Source organism: Rhizocola hellebori (assembly GCF_016862955.1).
Lineage (GTDB): Bacteria > Actinomycetota > Actinomycetes > Mycobacteriales > Micromonosporaceae > Rhizocola > Rhizocola hellebori.
Genome location: NZ_BONY01000069.1, coordinates 32,716 through 48,784, shown reverse-complemented (window position 1 = coordinate 48,784; position 16,069 = coordinate 32,716). Strand labels below are relative to the sequence as shown.

At 68.1% G+C, this 16,069-nt stretch carries 13 protein-coding genes and 2 pseudogenes; 9 read left to right on the top strand and 6 right to left on the bottom strand.

Annotated features, from left to right (window positions below; all coding sequences use genetic code 11):
• A pseudogene (locus Rhe02_RS50210) lies at positions 1-437 on the top strand (DDE-type integrase/transposase/recombinase); the annotation flags it as partial.
• Here Rhe02_RS50210 and Rhe02_RS37620 read toward each other — a convergent pair.
• Entirely contained in the window at positions 356-859 is a 504-nt protein-coding gene (locus tag Rhe02_RS37620; RefSeq protein WP_239124308.1) for a DUF4265 domain-containing protein, read from the bottom strand. The pseudogene Rhe02_RS50210 and the gene Rhe02_RS37620 overlap by 82 nt on opposite strands.
• A 249-nt stretch (positions 860-1,108) precedes the next feature.
• Between Rhe02_RS37620 and Rhe02_RS37615 the strand changes: the two genes are divergently transcribed.
• Positions 1,109-2,542 carry a pectate lyase family protein gene (locus Rhe02_RS37615; protein ID WP_239124307.1) on the top strand — a complete coding sequence of 478 codons (1,434 nt, stop codon included), beginning with the start codon at positions 1,109-1,111 and terminating at the stop codon, positions 2,540-2,542.
• 48 nt (positions 2,543-2,590) lie between these two features.
• Here the strand turns inward: Rhe02_RS37615 and Rhe02_RS37610 are convergent, their stop codons facing one another.
• Together Rhe02_RS37610 and Rhe02_RS37605 are read right to left on the bottom strand one after the other, a co-directional pair.
• Positions 2,591-5,005 (bottom strand): FtsX-like permease family protein, encoded by a 2,415-nt coding sequence (locus Rhe02_RS37610; protein ID WP_203913243.1) that lies wholly within the window; start codon positions 5,003-5,005, stop codon positions 2,591-2,593.
• Between the two features lie 3 nt (positions 5,006-5,008).
• A complete protein-coding gene (locus Rhe02_RS37605) occupies positions 5,009-5,725 on the bottom strand; it encodes an ABC transporter ATP-binding protein (protein ID WP_203913242.1) in 717 nt (238 codons plus the stop codon).
• Positions 5,726-5,817: 92 nt separating this feature from the next.
• Here Rhe02_RS37605 and Rhe02_RS37600 point away from each other — a divergent pair, with 92 nt between their 5' ends.
• Both Rhe02_RS37600 and Rhe02_RS37595 read left to right on the top strand, forming a co-directional pair.
• Complete coding sequence (locus Rhe02_RS37600; protein WP_203913241.1) at positions 5,818-6,966, top strand: sensor histidine kinase; 1,149 nt, start codon at positions 5,818-5,820, stop codon at positions 6,964-6,966.
• Positions 6,951-7,601: a response regulator gene (locus tag Rhe02_RS37595; protein ID WP_203913240.1), complete on the top strand. Its 651-nt coding sequence runs from the start codon at positions 6,951-6,953 to the stop codon at positions 7,599-7,601. Before Rhe02_RS37600 ends, Rhe02_RS37595 begins: the two co-directional genes overlap by 16 nt.
• Positions 7,602-7,707: 106 nt before the next feature.
• Here the strand turns inward: Rhe02_RS37595 and Rhe02_RS37590 are convergent, their stop codons facing one another.
• Positions 7,708-8,235, bottom strand: a complete 528-nt coding sequence (locus tag Rhe02_RS37590) for a hypothetical protein (protein WP_203913239.1) — start codon at positions 8,233-8,235, stop codon at positions 7,708-7,710.
• A gap of 19 nt (positions 8,236-8,254) precedes the next feature.
• Between Rhe02_RS37590 and Rhe02_RS37585 the strand changes: the two genes are divergently transcribed.
• The 5 genes and pseudogenes from Rhe02_RS37585 (at position 8,255) to Rhe02_RS37565 (ending at position 12,527) form a co-directional block, all read left to right on the top strand.
• Complete coding sequence (locus tag Rhe02_RS37585) at positions 8,255-8,464, top strand: DUF2277 domain-containing protein (protein WP_203913238.1); 210 nt, start codon at positions 8,255-8,257, stop codon at positions 8,462-8,464.
• A 21-nt stretch (positions 8,465-8,485) separates the two neighbouring features.
• On the top strand, positions 8,486-9,790 hold the full coding sequence (locus Rhe02_RS37580; protein ID WP_239124306.1) for an efflux RND transporter periplasmic adaptor subunit: 1,305 nt from the start codon (positions 8,486-8,488) through the stop codon (positions 9,788-9,790).
• Positions 9,787-10,446 (top strand): annotated as a pseudogene (locus tag Rhe02_RS37575) (ABC transporter ATP-binding protein); the annotation flags it as partial. The gene Rhe02_RS37580 and the pseudogene Rhe02_RS37575, both read left to right, overlap by 4 nt.
• Before the next feature lie 5 nt (positions 10,447-10,451).
• Positions 10,452-11,636, top strand: coding sequence for an ABC transporter permease (locus tag Rhe02_RS37570; RefSeq protein WP_203913236.1), 1,185 nt, complete (start codon positions 10,452-10,454; stop codon positions 11,634-11,636).
• Between the two features lie 42 nt (positions 11,637-11,678).
• A complete protein-coding gene (locus tag Rhe02_RS37565) occupies positions 11,679-12,527 on the top strand; it encodes a sulfotransferase domain-containing protein (protein ID WP_203913235.1) in 849 nt (282 codons plus the stop codon).
• On the opposite strand, the gene Rhe02_RS37560 is transcribed toward Rhe02_RS37565, so the two are convergent.
• Together Rhe02_RS37560 and Rhe02_RS37555 are read right to left on the bottom strand one after the other, a co-directional pair.
• Positions 12,524-13,738: an ATP-grasp domain-containing protein gene (locus Rhe02_RS37560; RefSeq protein ID WP_203913234.1), complete on the bottom strand. Its 1,215-nt coding sequence runs from the start codon at positions 13,736-13,738 to the stop codon at positions 12,524-12,526. The genes Rhe02_RS37565 and Rhe02_RS37560 overlap by 4 nt on opposite strands.
• Before the next feature lie 58 nt (positions 13,739-13,796).
• Positions 13,797-16,022, bottom strand: coding sequence for a S8 family peptidase (locus Rhe02_RS37555; RefSeq protein ID WP_203913233.1), 2,226 nt, complete (start codon positions 16,020-16,022; stop codon positions 13,797-13,799).
• Positions 16,023-16,069: the final 47 nt, after the last annotated feature.

Below are 16,069 nucleotides of genomic sequence, written 5' to 3'. Positions count from 1 at the left end.
CCAGATGTGTGGCGGGATGAGTATGTGCGGTGGCAGTAGGAAGCGCCGATGTTGTTGTGGCAGAACGACATTGTCGGTGGAGTTCTACTCGCCGATGGCGCCGGGGCGAATGTGATCACGGAGGTTGACGACCATTCTCGTTACTGCGTGATAGCCAAAGTTGTTGACCGGGCTACGGGTCGAGCTGGTTGCTTGGCTTTCGCTGAAGCCTTGGTGCGCTTCGGTGTTCCGGAAGGAGGTGTTGAGCGGCAACGGAAAGCAGTTCAACGGTAGGTTCGGCAAAGGGCGGAGAGGTGCTCTTCGGCCGGATCTGCCGGGAGAACGGGATTGTGCAGTCGACGCGTGGCGGCAGCGGCTACGCCTGGTGCCATTCCGGTGTCACACACGACGCCTCAAAGTGCCACCAGCCTTCGTCCTGCCCAAGGATCAGAAGCTTCTTGACCTCCGCCAAGTCGGCTCCCGCCGGAACGGTCAGCGCGACAAGTGGCAGCTCAGCGCTGTACACCTCGCTGCCCATGCCGAACGGCACGAACTGTTCATGAACCCGCGCTGCGCTGCGCCCAAGCGGGCCGCTGGAGACCGGCAACACCCGCACGGTGCAGTTACCCGAAGCCTCAACCCTCCCCACGGCCCACCGCAGCCCGTCGCTATTGAGTTGGTAGCGAACCACGTCTCCCTCGGCCACCCCGCGGGCCAGGAGGGGCACGTTGCAAATCCTGGCCGTGTCCGCACCGACGCGCGTCGCCCACAGGCCCTCGGTGTCGAATGGAAGCCATCCTTCGCGCGGCACGAACCGAAACCAGATCTTGATCTGGCTGGCATCGCCGATCTCGTTCGTCACCGGGTCCGGCAGATTCACCGCACGATCATGGCCCAGCCGCAGGCGAGTTTCAAGACCGACAATTCCCGATGCGTAGCTCATGGGGGTCTATATTTAGTTTGTTGAATCGACGATCAAATCTGCAACTGTTGCAGGTTTGGCGCTATTCATTGACATCCACTAGTGGCTGGGATTACCTTCGATTCCGGAAAGCGCTTTCCGCATCTGTATCTCCGTGCGGGACCAGGACGCCCGGTCTTGGTCCCGCGCGCTACCTCGGAGGTCCCCTTGCAGAACCTCACGCACCCCTGGCGCAGATGGCGGACAGCCGTAACGGCTGTGCTGCTCCTCGCCTCGGCTGGAGTCCTGACCGTCGTCGCAGCTCCGGCCCAGGCGGTCACCATCAACACCAGCGCCTGGTACGTCATCGTGTCAAGGCACAGCGGCAAGGCAGTCGACCTGTTCAACTTCAACACCGCCGACGGCGCGCCCATTGTGCAGTGGGCCCGCAACGACGGTAACCAGCAGCAGTGGCAGTTCGTCGACGCCGGCAGCGGATACTACAAACTCCGCTCACGGCTCAGCGGCAAGTTCCTGGAGCTGCCCAACGCCACCGACGGCACCCAGCTGGTGCAGAACCCCGACAACGGCACCACCCGGCAGCACTTCGCCGTGCGTGACACCGACAGCGGCTTCGTCAAGTTCCTCAACCGCCACAGCGCCAAGGCGCTGGACGTGTGGGAGTGGTCGACCGTCGACGGTGGCATCATCTCCCAGTTCGCCGATCTCGGCGGATGGAACCAGCAGTGGCAGCTGATCGAGATCGGCGGCGGCGGCGGTGGAGGAGGAGGCGGAGGCGGCGGCAGCACGACCGGTCTGGTCGGCTGGGCCACTCAGGGCGGCGGCACGACCGGCGGCGGCAGCGCAGGCGCCACCACGGTCACCAGCTCGTCGGCACTGTCGAGCGCGGTCTCGGGCAGCACTGCCCGCGTCGTGCGCGTCTCCGGCACGATTTCCTGCTCCGGCATGATCACGGTCGGGTCGAACAAGACCATCCTCGGTAACTCGGGGGCGACCATCGCCGGATGCGGGCTGAACGTCTCCAACGCCAGCAACGTGATCATCCGTAACATCTCGTTCCGCGACTGGGACGACGATGCCATCAACGTCCAATATTCGACGCGGGTGTGGGTCGATCACAACAGCTTCACCAACGGTTTTGACGGCGCCGTGGACATCAAACGCTCCTCGGACTTCGTCACCGTGTCGTGGAACCGGACGTTCAACCACGACAAGACGATGCTGCTCGGGCACAGCGACGACAACGCCGGTGAGGATGTGGGTCACCTGCGGGTTACCTACCACCACAACTGGTTCGACGGCTCCGGAACACGGCACCCGCGGGTGCGCTTCGGCAACCCGGTGCACGTGTACAACAACTACTACCGCGGCAACGAATACGGCGTGGCCTCCACGATGGGCGCCGGCGTTCTGGTCGAGGGCAACTACTTCGAGTCCGTTGACTCGCCGACCCTGGTCGGTTACGCCGACTCCGCGGACGGAGCCATCCTGCAGCGCAACAACTTCTTCACCGGTTCGGGAACTCCTGAAAGCGGTGGCGGCTCGGTGGCTGGGATTCCTTACAGCTACAGCATGGAGAGTGCCTCCGCGGTGCGGGCCAGTGTGATGGCCGGCGCCGGGGCGGGACGCATCACCGTCTGACAGCGAACGCCGTGGCGGGTGAACCAGGCCCGGACCCACCCGCCACGGTCACCTCGATCGCTGCGCAATCGTGCCGGAAAGCAATGAGGTCACCAGAATGAGCGCGGCGCAGACGGCGCCGATGCCGCTGAGCACGGCCAACGGCAGGCTCGCCTGGGCGGTGGCGCTCATCGTGCGAAGGGCGAGGGGCATCGCCACCAGCGTTGTCGCGGTCACGAAAGCGCCGAGAACGATTCCAGCCACGCTGATCAGAGCGCCCTCCCAGAGCAGCATGCGCATGGCCTGACGCCGGGTCGCGCCCGCAAGGCGCAGCTGCGCAAGGTCTTGAGCCCTCTCCCGGACCGCCATGACCAGGGTGTTGACGATGGCGATGGCCGTGTAGAGGCCGGCCATGCCGAGGATGGCGATCAGGCCGATCCGGATGCCTTCGTGCTGCGCCTGCCCGACGAGCGTGAGCCAGGTGTGCCGGTCGACGGCCGTCGCCTGCCCGTTCAGGCTTGCCTGTAGCAGCTCCCGCACCGCACCCGGGTCGGATCCGGGCTTGACGGTGATCAGCGCGTGGGTGATGTTCCACGCGGTGAGGTGCCTGCGCACCCGGTCGGCGGGCAGGAACACCGATCCGCCCGAGATGCCGCCGTCGACGGTGGCCACCAGCCGCAGGCTCGCCTCGCTGCCGTCGTCCAGCAGCATCCCGGTCACCTGCCCTACCCGCCAGCCCCGTTGTGCGGCAAAGGCTTGGGACACCGCGAAGACCTCGCCGCGGAATTCGGCCAGGCTCCCCGAGCGGACCTCGAAACGCAGCGCACCGCCGGCGATCGCTTCGCCCGGGAAAGCCTGGGTGCTGTATTCCTCGAATCCGCCGCCTGCCGGGATGAACACGTGCGTTTCCGCGATCGGGGCCACCGCGGCCACACCGTCCACATTGGACGCGGTGACGAGCGCCGCTTCGGTCAGGCCGGGCGCCTCGATGGGCAGCAGCACCACCGGCGCGCTTGTGCGGGCCTCGATCTCGTTGAGCGAGGACCGTTCCAGACTTGAGGTCGCGGCCAGAAACGACCCGGCGACCCCGACCATCACCAGCACCGGGGCGGCCACCGAGGCGGTGCGCCGGGCCTGCGCCCGCAGGTTCGCCTGAGCGACTTCCACGGTCGCGTCGGCGACGCGCCGCAACGGCCACCACAGCAGGCGAATCAGGGGACGCATCAGCGCGGGGGCCAGCGCAGCGGCCCCGATCACCAGGACCTGGCCGACCAGCAGAGCGATCGAGGTCCGGCCGTCGACGTCGGTGCCGGGCATCGCGGCGAGCATCGCGATGGCCCCGCCGGTGGCCAGCACGCCGACGATCCAGCGCGACAGCGTCATCGGTGCGGGCTCGACAGCGGCCTGGCGCAACGCTTCGCTTGCCCGGATCCGCCGGGTGCGTCTCGACGCGAACCACACCCCCGCCAAGGCGACCACAAAACCCAACAACACAGCCACTATGAGGGGTACCGGGGAAAGCGCCAGATTCATCCGCGGCGGACCGACATCGAGGCCCCGCAACAGCGCCACCATCGCCTCGGCGACCGGAAGCGCGAGCAAAGCCCCTGCCCCGCAGGCGCAAAGGCCCACCAGGAGCGCCTCCATCATCACCATGCGACGGGTCTGCCGGGCGGTCGCGCCGACGATGCGCAGCAGCGCCAGCTCACGGCGGCGCTGATTGATCGACAGCGCGAAGGTGGCGGCCACGACGAAGACGGAGACGAATCCGCTGATGGCGGCCATCAGTGCGAGCAGGGTGGCCGATTCCTCATAGGCATCCGCAACCGGATCGGGCTCGGCCTGGCGCACCCCGTCTCCGGTGAGCACGCGCAAGCGGGCGTCGACGGCGCGAATCGCGTCGGCGCTCACGGCCGAACCGGCCGGCACCACCACCGCGTCGACCCGCGGCGAGAGGCGCGCCGCCTGCGCGTCGGTGAAGAACACCGGCGCTTCCCCGGTGCCGGCCGGGCCGGTAACCCCTGCCACGACATAGGTTCCCGCCCCGGACTCGGTCACGATCTGGACCCGCGAGCCGGGTGTCCATCCCGCTGCGGCGATCCGGCTGTCGACGACAATCTCGTCATCGGCCCGCGGCGGGTGGCCCTGGGCCAGGGTGTAGGGGCCGAACCCGGCACTGGTCCAGCCGTGGCCTTGCGCGGCTTGCACCGGTACCAGAAACAAGCCGAAACTACGGTCGGCGGTCACGCCGGGATCCAGGCCCCGCAGACTGTCCACTGTGGACGGCCGGATGCCGGATCGCTGGGGGTTGGCGACGATGACGGCGGATCCAGGCGCGTAACGCGATTGGCCCGGCGCCTCGGGCTGGGACGAGAGCACCAGCCCGGTGGCGGCGATGAGCGCCACGCCCAGCGACAGCGCGACAAAGGTCCCGGCGAAGCGCGACGGGCGGCTGCGCAGAGTCTGCCAAGCCAGATTCAGCACGGCTCACCCCTCCAAACCGGTCATCCGGGCGGCCACCGCGTCTGCGCTCGGCCGCTCCAGCTGCCCGGCCAGCCGCCCATCGGCGAGAAAGACCACCCGATCGGCATAGGCGGCCGCGCGCGGGTCGTGCGTGACCATGACGACCGTCTGGGCGCGCTGGTCGACGACCGCGCGCAGCAGACGCAACACCTCGCGGCCGGTGGCGGAGTCCAGGGATCCGGTGGGCTCATCGGCGAAAACCACGTCCGGCCCGGTGATCAGCGCACGGGCGATGGCCACCCGTTGCTGCTCACCGCCGGAAAGCTCGCTGGGCCGATGGTCGGCCCGATCGGCGATCCCGACCATTTCCAGTGCCTGGGCCACCTCGGCGGGCCGGGGTTTGCGCCCGGCCAGACGCAGCGGCAGCGCCACGTTCTGGGCCGCGCTCAGCGCGGGCAGCAGGTTGAAAGCCTGGAACACGAAGCCGAACCGGGTCCGGCGCAGCTTGGTGCGCGCGTTTTCCGACAGCGCCCCCAGGTCGGTCTCGCCGAGCCTGACCTTTCCCGAAGTGGGCTGGTCCAGGCCGGCAGCGCATTGCAGCAGCGTGGACTTGCCCGAGCCGGACGGGCCCATCACCGCGGTGAACGTGCCCGCTTCGAAGGCGCAGGACACCTCGTCCAGCGCCACCACCGCGCTGTGGCCGTGTCCGTAGACCCGGCGCAACTGTTCGACAACCACCATGGCACACAAGCAAACCCGGCCATCGACGCCTGCGCATTAGCGCACGCATGAGTCTTGGGGTAACGCTGGCGTTACCAAGTACCGTGTGCGTGATGAGGAGGTTGCTGGGCTCGGCCGCGCCATGGCGGGCCTTGGCCTATCTGCTCACCAGCTGTGTGCTGGGGGTGCTCGTGATGGCGGCGATCGGCTTCGCGCTGGTGTTTTTCGTGCTGCTGCCGATCACCCCGTTGGCCGCGACGCGGCTTGCCGCTCTGGAGAGACGCCGGCTGGCTCTCCTCGGCCGGCCGGTGCCGCCCAGCCCCCATCGCCAACCCCGGCAACCCGGGTTGGCCGCCTGGCTGCGCCTACGCTATGCCGAGCCGGCCACCTGGCGCGCCTTCGCCTATGCGGTGCTGCTGGCCACCGTCGTCTTGGTGGTGGATCTGGCCGCGGTCGCCGCCGTGGCCGCCCCGGCCTACGCCGCCTTCATCTGGCCCTTCTTCGACGGCCGGTGGGTGGCCAGCATCGGCTTCGTGGCGCTGCTGATCATCGGGCTGATCCTGGCGACGCTGCTCGCCACCGCGCAGGCCACCCTGGTCAGCGGCCTGCTCGGCGGGCAGATCGAGCAGCAGGTACAGGATCTGACCCGGTCCCGGGCCCGGCTTGTCGACGTGTTCGAGGCGCAGCGCCGCCAGATCGAGCGGGATCTGCACGACGGCGCGCAGCAACGCCTGGTGGGCCTCAGCGTCACGCTCGGGTGGGCCGCCTACGAGCTGCAGTCCGGCCCGCAGGCGGCGCGGGACCTGGTGACCAAGGCCGGCGAACAGGCCCAGGCCGCCCTGCGGGAGCTGCGGGAGCTGGTGCGCGGAATCCACCCGCAGGTGCTCACCGATCACGGCCTGCCCGCGGCGATCACCGAGCTCGCCGATCGATCTGCGGTGCCGGCCACGGTGGAGTTCGCGCTTGCGCGGCGGCTACCGTCCACAGTGGAGTCCACCGCCTACTTCGTGGTCGCCGAGGCACTGACCAATGTGGCCAAGCATGCCGGTGCCGCCCAGATCGCCATCAGCGGCCGGCTGTCCGGGTCCAGGCTTGTCGTCGAGGTCAGCGACGACGGCTTGGGCGGCGCCGACCCGGCCGGCGGCGCGGGCCTGGCCGGGCTGGCCGAACGGGTCGCCGCCATCGACGGCGTGCTCACCCTGTCCAGCCCGCTGGGCGGGCCGACGGTCGTCCACCTGGAGCTGCCGTGCTCCGCGTCGTGATAGCCGAGGACGCCGTCCTGCTGCGCGAAGGGCTGGCGCAGCTGCTGGACCGCTTCGGCCATCAGGTGATCGCCACCGCGCAGGACGCGCCCGGGCTGCGCGCCGCGGTGCAGCGCGACCGCCCGGACATCATCGTCACCGATGTCCGGATGCCCCCCACCCATACCGACGAGGGCCTGCGGGCCGCCATCGAGCTACGCCAACGCCATCCGGGGTTGCCGGTGCTGGTGCTGAGCCAGTACACGGCCCACGCCTACGCCGCCACCCTGCTCGCCTCCTCCGCCGCCGGTGGCGTGGGATACCTGCTCAAAGACCGCATCGGCCAGGTCGCCGACTTCGTGGGCGCCCTCGAACAGGTGGCCGCCGGCGGATGTGTCATCGATCCGGAGGTCGTCACCCAGCTGCTCTCCCGCCGCCGCGATCCCCTGGCACAGCTCACCCCGCGGGAGCGGGAGGTGCTTGGGCACATGGCGGGCGGCAAGGCCAACCAGGCCATCGCGCGGGAGCTGGTGGTCTCCGAGGCGGCGGTCGCCAAGCACATCAACAGTATTTTCGCCAAACTCAAACTCGACGCCACCGGCGACGACCATCGCCGGGTCCGCGCCGTGCTGGCCTACCTCGAAAGCGGCGGCTGACCCGGATCGGCCAGCCCGTGCGGGTCGGTGACCACGCACGGGCCTTGACCTCGCCGGGAGATACGGCGAGCAACCACGACGGGCCCGCGTATCAAGGAAAAAGCGGTCAGCAGGAGGAAACCGGGGACATCTGGGAAATCGCGCCTATCTCGATTTTCAGCAGGCGGTCGGAGGTCTGCAGCCAAACCGTTCCGGCCGGGGCGCCGTCGACCATCTCACCGCAGGCGACGCCGCCGCGGGCGTCCTTGAGCTCGACCTTGCCGTCGCCGGCGCTGGACGGCCACCAGCCGGAAACGCTGGCTAGCACCATCGCGACGATGGACAGGAAGGTCATGACGATGCCGCCGCGCAGCCGCCCGGGGGCGCTGGCGGGCATGGCCTCACCGGGGGTGGTGAATCCGTAGAGGGGAAACGCGACGCTGCCGACCATCCAGGTGGAAAGCAGCGAAGAGACGAAGGCTAGCCCCGCCATGCCTGCCGACCACCATTCCAGCCATTGCGGGCCATCTGGGGTCTGGCCCATGGACAGGACGCCGCACAGACCGATGAAACCCATTACGGCGAGTTGTATGTTGTGCCACCCTTTGGCCGATTCGGCCATGGGATTGGTAGCGGCAAGACCATCTGGTTGCATGCAGGGAATAATGGGGAACATGTGCAGATCCATCAAGACATTGCGCCCGCCCTTCGAAGAAGTGGTCACCGAGGAGGACTTCCACGCTGCGGCGTTGCAGTATGTGCGGAAAGTGTCGGGTTTCCGCAAACCCGCACCGCACAACGCCGAAGCCTTCGACCGGGCGGTGGAAATCATCGCCGCCGCGACCGCCGAGCTGTTGGGCACGCTCGAGGTACGCGGACGGTGACGCACCGGTAACATCGGCCGGGTGCGCCCCCTCGTACTGCTTTCCGCTGTCCTGCTCACCCTCTCCCTGACCGCGGCCTCCTGTGAAGACGCCCCCGATGTCACCGTGGCGCAGGTCGGCCTCGGCACGGTCAGTGAGGTGGTGGAGGCGCCCGCGTCGGTGACCGCCCGGGCGGCGACGGCGCTCACCGCACCGGCCAACGGAACCCTTGCCTCCCTTAGCGTCAAGCCTGGCAGCACCGTCGCAAAAGGACAGACGGTGGCCGTGGTGGACTCCCCAGAGGCGCAGGCCAGGCTGACCCAGGCAACCGAGGCGCTCGCGGCGGCGAAAAGCTCCGGCTCCGGCGGCGGCAAGGTCAACCTCGGCGGCGCGCAGACCAAGCTCGACCAGGCCGCCGCCAAAGCGTTCGCCGAGGCCCGCGCCGCCGCGCAGACCATCGCCGACCCGGCCCACCGCGACACCGCGCTGGCCGAGATCGCGCAGGCCGAGGCCCACTACGCCACCGTGTCGCAGGGCACCTGGCAGACCATCAAAGCGGTGGAAAAAGGCATCGCCTCGCTGACCAGCGGGCTCAAGGCGCTGGGCGCGGCCCAGGTGATGCAGGCACAGCAGGCCTACGACCTGGCCAAGTCCACAGTGGACGCCTTGACCCTGACCGCCCCCATCGCCGGAGTGGTGCAGCTGGGCGGCACCTCCGGCGGCTCGGCCACACCCACCGACCTGACCAGCCTGCTGGGCGGGCTGTCCGGCGGCCTGCCCGCGGCACCGGCCGCCGGCCCGATGCCGGGCGTGGCCAGCACCGTCGCCGTGGGAGCACCGGTCAGCGCGGGCACCGCGATCCTCACCATCGTCGACGTCTCCGAGCTGGGCCTGGTCGCCGAGGTCGACGAAACCGATGTGCTGCTGGTCAGCCCGGGGCTGGCCGCCGACGCCGAGCTCGACGCCGCGCCCGGTACCACGCTGACCGCCAGCGTCACCGCCATCGACGTGCTGCCCACCTCCAACAGCCGGGGCGCGGTGGCCTACAAGGTGCACCTGATCCTCACGCCGGGCGCGGTGACACCCCGGCCCGGCATGAGCGCCCTGGTCCGGCTCAAGGTCAGAGAAGCTTCGAACACTATTTCGGTACCAGCCGCAGCCGTGTTCAACGTGGACGGTCAAGACACCGTCTGGGTACGCAGCGAAGCCAACAAAGCACAGAAGAGACGCGTCAAGGTAGGCGTCTCCGGCCGTGACGTGCTGCAGATCGCCGACGGCCTGCGCCAGGGCGAGTGGATCGTCGTGCGGGGCGCCGACCGCGTCAGCGAAGGCAGCGACCTGCCGTGATCGAAGTGGAGCAGGTGGAACGCAGCTACCAGCTCGACGGAGTCAGCGTCGCCGCGCTGCGCGGGGTGTCGCTGACCATCGCGGCCGGCGACTATGTCGCCATCATCGGCCCCAGCGGGTCGGGCAAGTCCACCCTCATGCATCTGCTGGGGGCGCTGGACAGGCCGACCAGCGGGCGGCTGCTCATCGACGGCCGCGATGTGGCGACCCTGACCGCGCCGGAGATGGCCAAGCTGCGCAACGAGACCATCGGCTTCGTGTTCCAGTCCTTCCATCTACTGCCCCGCACCACCGCCCTGGACAACGTCGCGCTTCCCTTGGTGTACAGGGGTTTGAACGCGCGCGACCGGCGGGCCAAAGCCGCGGCCACCCTGGACCGCGTCGGGCTCGGGCATCGCAAAAGCCACCGCCCCAACCAGATGTCCGGCGGTGAACAGCAGCGCGTCGCGATCGCGCGGGCCCTGGTCACCGAGCCGAAGGTGCTGCTGGCCGACGAGCCGACCGGCAACCTCGACACCAAAACCGGTGTCGCCGTGCTCGACCTGCTCGAAGAACTCAACCGCGAGTCGGGGGTGGCCCTGGTCATCGTCACCCACGACCTCGACGTGGCCGCGCGGGCCCGTACCAAAATCACGATGCGCGACGGTTTGGTGGTAACCGGATGAGGCTGGCCGAGGCGTGGCGGGTGGCATTGGATGCCTTGCGCGCCAACAGAATGCGCAGCGGGCTGACCATGCTCGGCATGGTCATCGGGGTCGGTGCCGTGGTGGTGCTGGTGGCGCTGGGAACGGGGACCAAGAACACGGTTGAGGCACAGGTCGAAGGGCTCGGCTCCAATCTGCTGATCGTGCTGCCCGGCGAGGTGAACTTCGCCGCCGCACCAACGGTTTCCCGCATGGACAACAGCGACCTGGACGCGGTGGTGAAAATCGTCGGCGATCGCGACCGGGTCACCGCCTCGCTGACCTCCGGCGAAACCGTGCGCGCGGGCAACGCCTCCGCCTTCGTCACCGTCAACGGGGTGATGGAGTCCACGCCCAAGGTGTTCCTGCGCGACCTGCGCACCGGAAGCTACCTGACCCGCACCGACGTGGACACCGCACGGCGGGTCGCGGTGCTGGGCTCGAAGGTGGCCCGGTCCCTGTTCGGCGACCGAGACGCGGTCGGCCAGCAGGTCACCATCGCGGGAGTGCGCTTCCGGGTGGTCGGCGTCTTCGCCCCGCTCGGGCAGAGCCTCGGCGTCGACCGGGACAACGAAGTACACATGCCCATCACCACCGCACAACGCCTGTTCGGCACCGGCCGCGTCGACGCCTTCGCCGTGAAGGCGCCCGACCGCGCCGGCATCCCCGAGCTGGCCGCCGAACTGACCCGGGAGCTGTCGCGCCGGCACCCGGAAACCCAGTTCAGCGCGGTGACCCAGGAGCAGATCCTGGGCGTGCTCGGCGACATTCTGGGCATCCTCACCACCGTGCTGGCCGCCATCGCCGGGATCTCGCTGCTGGTCGGCGGGGTCGGCGTCTCCAACATCATGCTGGTATCGGTCCGGGAGCGCACCCGCGAAATCGGCCTGCGCAAAGCGGTCGGGGCCAGGCCCCGCGACATAAGCCTGCAATTCCTTCTCGAAGCCGTGCTGCTGACCACGGTCGGCGGCGTCGCCGGAATGGCGCTGGGCGTGGCGGCGGCGCTCACCGCGGCGGCGCTGAGCCCCGTCCCGGCAACGGTCACCTGGTGGTCGATGGCGCTCGCCTTCGGCGTCTCCGCCGGCGTCGGCATCATCTTCGGTGTCGTGCCAGCCCAGCGCGCCGGCAAGCTCGATCCGGTGGTGGCGCTGAGAACCGACTAGTCGGCCGGTCCCGCGACCCTTCTAAACAATTAAAATGTTCGCATGCTTCGCGCTTTCTTCGGCCGTCACAAGTCGGCCTCGACCTGGGCCAGAAACATCATTCACGAGGCCGCGGCGGTCCTGGACCTGAACATCATCACCGTGCACGTGGAGGAGCAGTGGGCCGGCTACCCCACCCTCGGTGACATGGTCCGCGACAAGAAGCCCGACATCCTCATCATGACCCGCCCATTTCGCAAGGACATCGAGACCCTGCCGCCGATGAAGGCAGTGCACCTGATCCGCGACCCGCGCGACATCATCGTCTCCGGCTACTTCAGCCACCGCAACAGCCACCCCGAGGTCTTCGGCGGCGTCGCCTGGCCCGAGCTGATCACCCACCGCAAACGGCTGCTGGAGCTGGACAAGGACGCCGGCCTGGCCGAGGAGATCGAGTTCAGCAACCTGTTCCTGGAACCCATGGCGTCATGGGACTACCACGACCCCAGCATCCTCGAAGTGCGGATGGAAGACATGATCGCCCAGCCCGAGCAGATGTGGGTAAAACTGTTCACCCACTACGAAATGCTCGGCAGCGACGGGCCGGGCAAGATGTCCGCGGTCACCTGGAACCTCGCCCCGCGCCGCCAAAAACCGAAGCTGGCCAAGCACATGCGCAAGGTGCTGCCCCGGGTTCCGTTGCGGGCCTTGCCTCCCGCCTACCTGCCCGTAGTGCTGGACCGCTACTCGTTCACCCGCCTGTCCGGCTCCAAACGCAAACCAGGCGAGGTCGACGAGAACAACCACTACCGCAAAGGGGTGGCCGGAGACTGGGAGAACCACCTCACCCCCGAGCACCTCAAACTCATCGAACAACGCTGGCCCGGCCTTGTCGAGCGCCTGGGTTACTAGTCTTCGTTGACAAGTAAGGCTTTCTCCGCCGCGTCCAGGGCAAGGCGGCAATCGTGCAGGCTTTGCCCGACCGCGGTGGCGAAAGCTATCCGCCCGGCCACCGTGCCCTTGGGCGGCGGCGACTTCACCGAGCCGATCTTGGGCAGCACTGCCAGCTGGTCCACTGCCGGCGGCGCGCCCTGCGGCCCGAAGTCGAAGCGGATCGACCGCATGACGGTGTCCTCGGCGGCCGGGTAGAAGAACCGCACCGCCGCCACCAGATTGCGGTCGTGCACCACCTGCGGCGGATTCCCGCACGCCACCGCCGCCGCGGCCAGCGCGGTGTCCACCCCGGTGGCCTGCCACCCCAGATAGGGAATCACATCCCCGCCGAGGCGGCCGTTGACCTCGATCACCTTGGGGCCGTCGGCGGTCAGCATGATCTCGGTGTGGGTGACCCCGTCGGTGAAGCCGAGGGCACGGTGGATGTCCTGCAACAAACCCAACAGCTCCGGGTCGTGCAGCAGCGGCTCATCGGCCTGAACGTGGTGCCCCACCTCGATGCAGTAGGGCGCATAGCCAATTTCCTTGTGCGCCAAGCAAAGCGGGTAGATGTCGCCGCGGTGCACCGCGGTGTCGATGCTGATTTCCTTGCCCTGCGCGCACTCCTCCACCAGGATGGTCGGCTTCCAGCCGGGGATGCCGCCATGCTTGAGGCCGCTGACATACTCGAAAGCCGACACCATCTGCTCGTCGTCGCCCACCCTCATCACCCCGGCGCTGACCGCCAGATCGGTGGGTTTGATGATGACGGGATAGCCGAAATGGTGCGCCGCCTCCAGCGCCTGCCCCACATCGTCCACCTGGCGCGAACCCGGCTGGGGCACCCCCGCGGCCGCAAGTGCTTGCCTGGTCAGCTGTTTGTCGCGGCAACGCGCGATGGAGGCCGGGTCGCCGGGCAGATCCAGGGCCTTGGCCAGCTCGGCCGCATGCGGAATGCGGGCCTCATCCCAGCACAGCACACCTGAGATGTCGTCGAGATCCTGCGCCGCCTTCACCATGGCGTCCACGTCACCGGTGTCGACCCGGGTGTAACCGTCGACGTAGTCCAGCTCCCAGGACGGAGCGGCCACGGCGAACATGTGAACGCGATAGTGCGGAGCGATTGAGCGCAGCAAGTACTCGCGGAACTCTCGCTTCCCCGTGCGAATGACGAGCAACAACGGTCGCATGGCGTTGATTGTGGAGCCGGAAGCCCGGCTCCACAATCAACCATGTGATTGCCTTGATTTACAGGGCAAGTGTCCAGCTGTTGATGAAGCCGGTGTCCAGCGAAGCGGCGTCCTGCACCCGCAGGGTCCAGGTACCGTTACGAGCCTCGCTCGACAGGTTCACCGTGTAAGTGGTGTTGATGTTGTCCGCGCTGCCGCCGGCCCGGTTGTGCAGCACATAGGCGCTGCCATCCGGAGCGATCAGCGAGACCACCAGGTCACCGATGTAGGTGTGCACGATCGCCACCGTCACCTGGCTGGTCGACGACGCGTTGCCGGTGCAACCCGACAGCATGATCGCGCTGTTCACCGTGCTCAGATCGGGGATCGTCACATCGGTGCCATTGGTGCCCGAGCAGCCCGGGCTGCCGCCGCCGCCAAGGTTCAGCGTCCAGGTGTTGATGAAGCCGATGTCGGCCGCGGCCGCGTCCTGCACCCGAAGCCGCCAGGTGCCGTTGCTGGCCTCGCTGGAAAGGTTCACCGTGTAAGTGGTGTCGATGTTGTCCGCGCTGCCGCCGGCCCGGTTGTGCAGCACATAGGCGCTGCCGTCCGGAGCGATCAGCGAGACCACCAGGTCACCGATGTAGGTGTGCACGATGGACACCGCGACCGTGGAGGTCGCCGACCCGTTGCCCGTGCAACCCGAGATGGTGATGGAGCTTTCCACCGTCGACAGGTCCGGGATCGACACGTCGGTCGGGTTAGTCCCCGAGCAGCCCGGCGCACCGTTGATGGTCAGCGAGAAGGTCGTCGCGTGGTCGGCCACCGCGCCGTCACCGTTGATGGTGATCGGGTAGGTGCCGGCCGCCGCCGAACCCGTGGTGCTGATGGACATCGTCGACGAATCGCCCGAGTTGATCGAAGCGGGGCTGAACGACACGGTCACGCCGGCCGGGGCACCGGAAGCGGTCAAGCTGACCGCCTGCGGAGCGCCCACCGTCGTGGTGGTGCTGACCGTCGCCGACAGCGAGCCGCCCGCGTCGGTCGAACCCGAAGCCGGCGACACGGCGATGGAGAAGTCCTGTGTCGGAGCCTCGTTGACGACGAAGAGCAGCTTGTTCGGTGAACCCGTACCGGGATCGGTGACCACGCCGTTGGTGGCGTTGTTCACCAGGAAGTCGCGCACCTGCAGCGGGGTCAGGCCGGGGGTGGTGCCCAGCACCAGGGCGGCGGCGCCGACCACGTGCGGGGTGGCCATCGATGTGCCGCTGATGGTGTTGGTGGCCGTGTCGTTGGTGTTCCACGCCGAAGTGATGCTGCTACCTGGAGCGAAAATGTCAAGACAAGTACCAATGTTGGAGAAAGACGACCGGGCGTCCGTCGTCGTCGTCGAGCCCACGGTGATCGCGTTCGGGGTCGAAGCCGGGGAAACGTTGCAGGCGTTGGCGCCGCTGTCATTTCCGGCGGCGACCGCGTAGACGACGCCGTCGGCGATGGAACGGGTCACCGCGTCGTTGGTGGCCTGGTCGAAGCCGCCGCCAAGTGACATGTTCGCCACGGCCGGCGCGCCGGCGGCGTGGTCTGCGGTCACCCAGTCGATACCCGCGATGACACCGGCGTTGGTACCCGAACCGGCGCAGTTGAGCACCTTGACCGCGGTAAGCGAAACGCCCTTGGCCAAGCCGAACGAGTTGCCGCCCACCGTGCCCGCGACGTGAGTGCCGTGGCCGTGGCAGTCGGTGTTGTTGCCATCGCCAGTGGTGTTGGTGCCCCACACCGCGCGGCCACCGAAGTCGGTGTGCGTGGTACGGATACCGGTGTCGATGATGTAAGCCCGCACGCCCGAGGCGGTGTTCGGGTAGGTGAACGAGTTGTTCAGCGGCAACGCCCGCTGGTCGACCCGGTCCAGACCCCACGACGGCACCGGCGACTGCGTGCCGAAGATGGTGACCTGGTGGTTCTGCTGCACATATTTGACCTGCGGCAGGGCCGCGATCTGGCGTGCCGCCGCTTCCGAGATTCGCAATTCGAAACCGTGCAGCGCGTGCCGGTACGTGTGCCCGACCGCCCCGCTGTGCTTCGACGCGAGCTTGGCGGCCTCGGTGTCGATGGCGCCGGCGGACACGGAGTCCTTGAGCACCACCACATACGAGCCCTCGACGGCGGTCGCCCCGCCGGCCTGAAGGATTGTTCCCTCAGCAGGAGCCGCGCTCGCCGCCGAACCCAAGGCCGCGGAACTCGCTGCAAGTACTGCCGCGAATCCCAGCCCGACCCAGCGATTGCGCAGGATCCCTGGAATTACCATCCTTACCTCCCCTTCGTTCCGCGAGCCAATTCGCCTGGTGGGCGCTT

Coding starts and splice junctions, on each gene's coding strand:
- Rhe02_RS37560 (WP_203913234.1), bottom strand. CDS start 13,738: ATGCGACCGTTGTTGCTCGTCATTCGCACGGGGAAGCGAGAGTTCCGC.
- Rhe02_RS37590 (WP_203913239.1), bottom strand. CDS start 8,235: ATGCAACCAGATGGTCTTGCCGCTACCAATCCCATGGCCGAATCGGCC.
- Rhe02_RS37555 (WP_203913233.1), bottom strand. CDS start 16,022: ATGGTAATTCCAGGGATCCTGCGCAATCGCTGGGTCGGGCTGGGATTC.
- Rhe02_RS37605 (WP_203913242.1), bottom strand. CDS start 5,725: ATGGTGGTTGTCGAACAGTTGCGCCGGGTCTACGGACACGGCCACAGC.
- Rhe02_RS37570 (WP_203913236.1), top strand. CDS start 10,452: ATGAGGCTGGCCGAGGCGTGGCGGGTGGCATTGGATGCCTTGCGCGCC.
- Rhe02_RS37600 (WP_203913241.1), top strand. CDS start 5,818: ATGAGGAGGTTGCTGGGCTCGGCCGCGCCATGGCGGGCCTTGGCCTAT.
- Rhe02_RS37585 (WP_203913238.1), top strand. CDS start 8,255: ATGTGCAGATCCATCAAGACATTGCGCCCGCCCTTCGAAGAAGTGGTC.
- Rhe02_RS37565 (WP_203913235.1), top strand. CDS start 11,679: ATGCTTCGCGCTTTCTTCGGCCGTCACAAGTCGGCCTCGACCTGGGCC.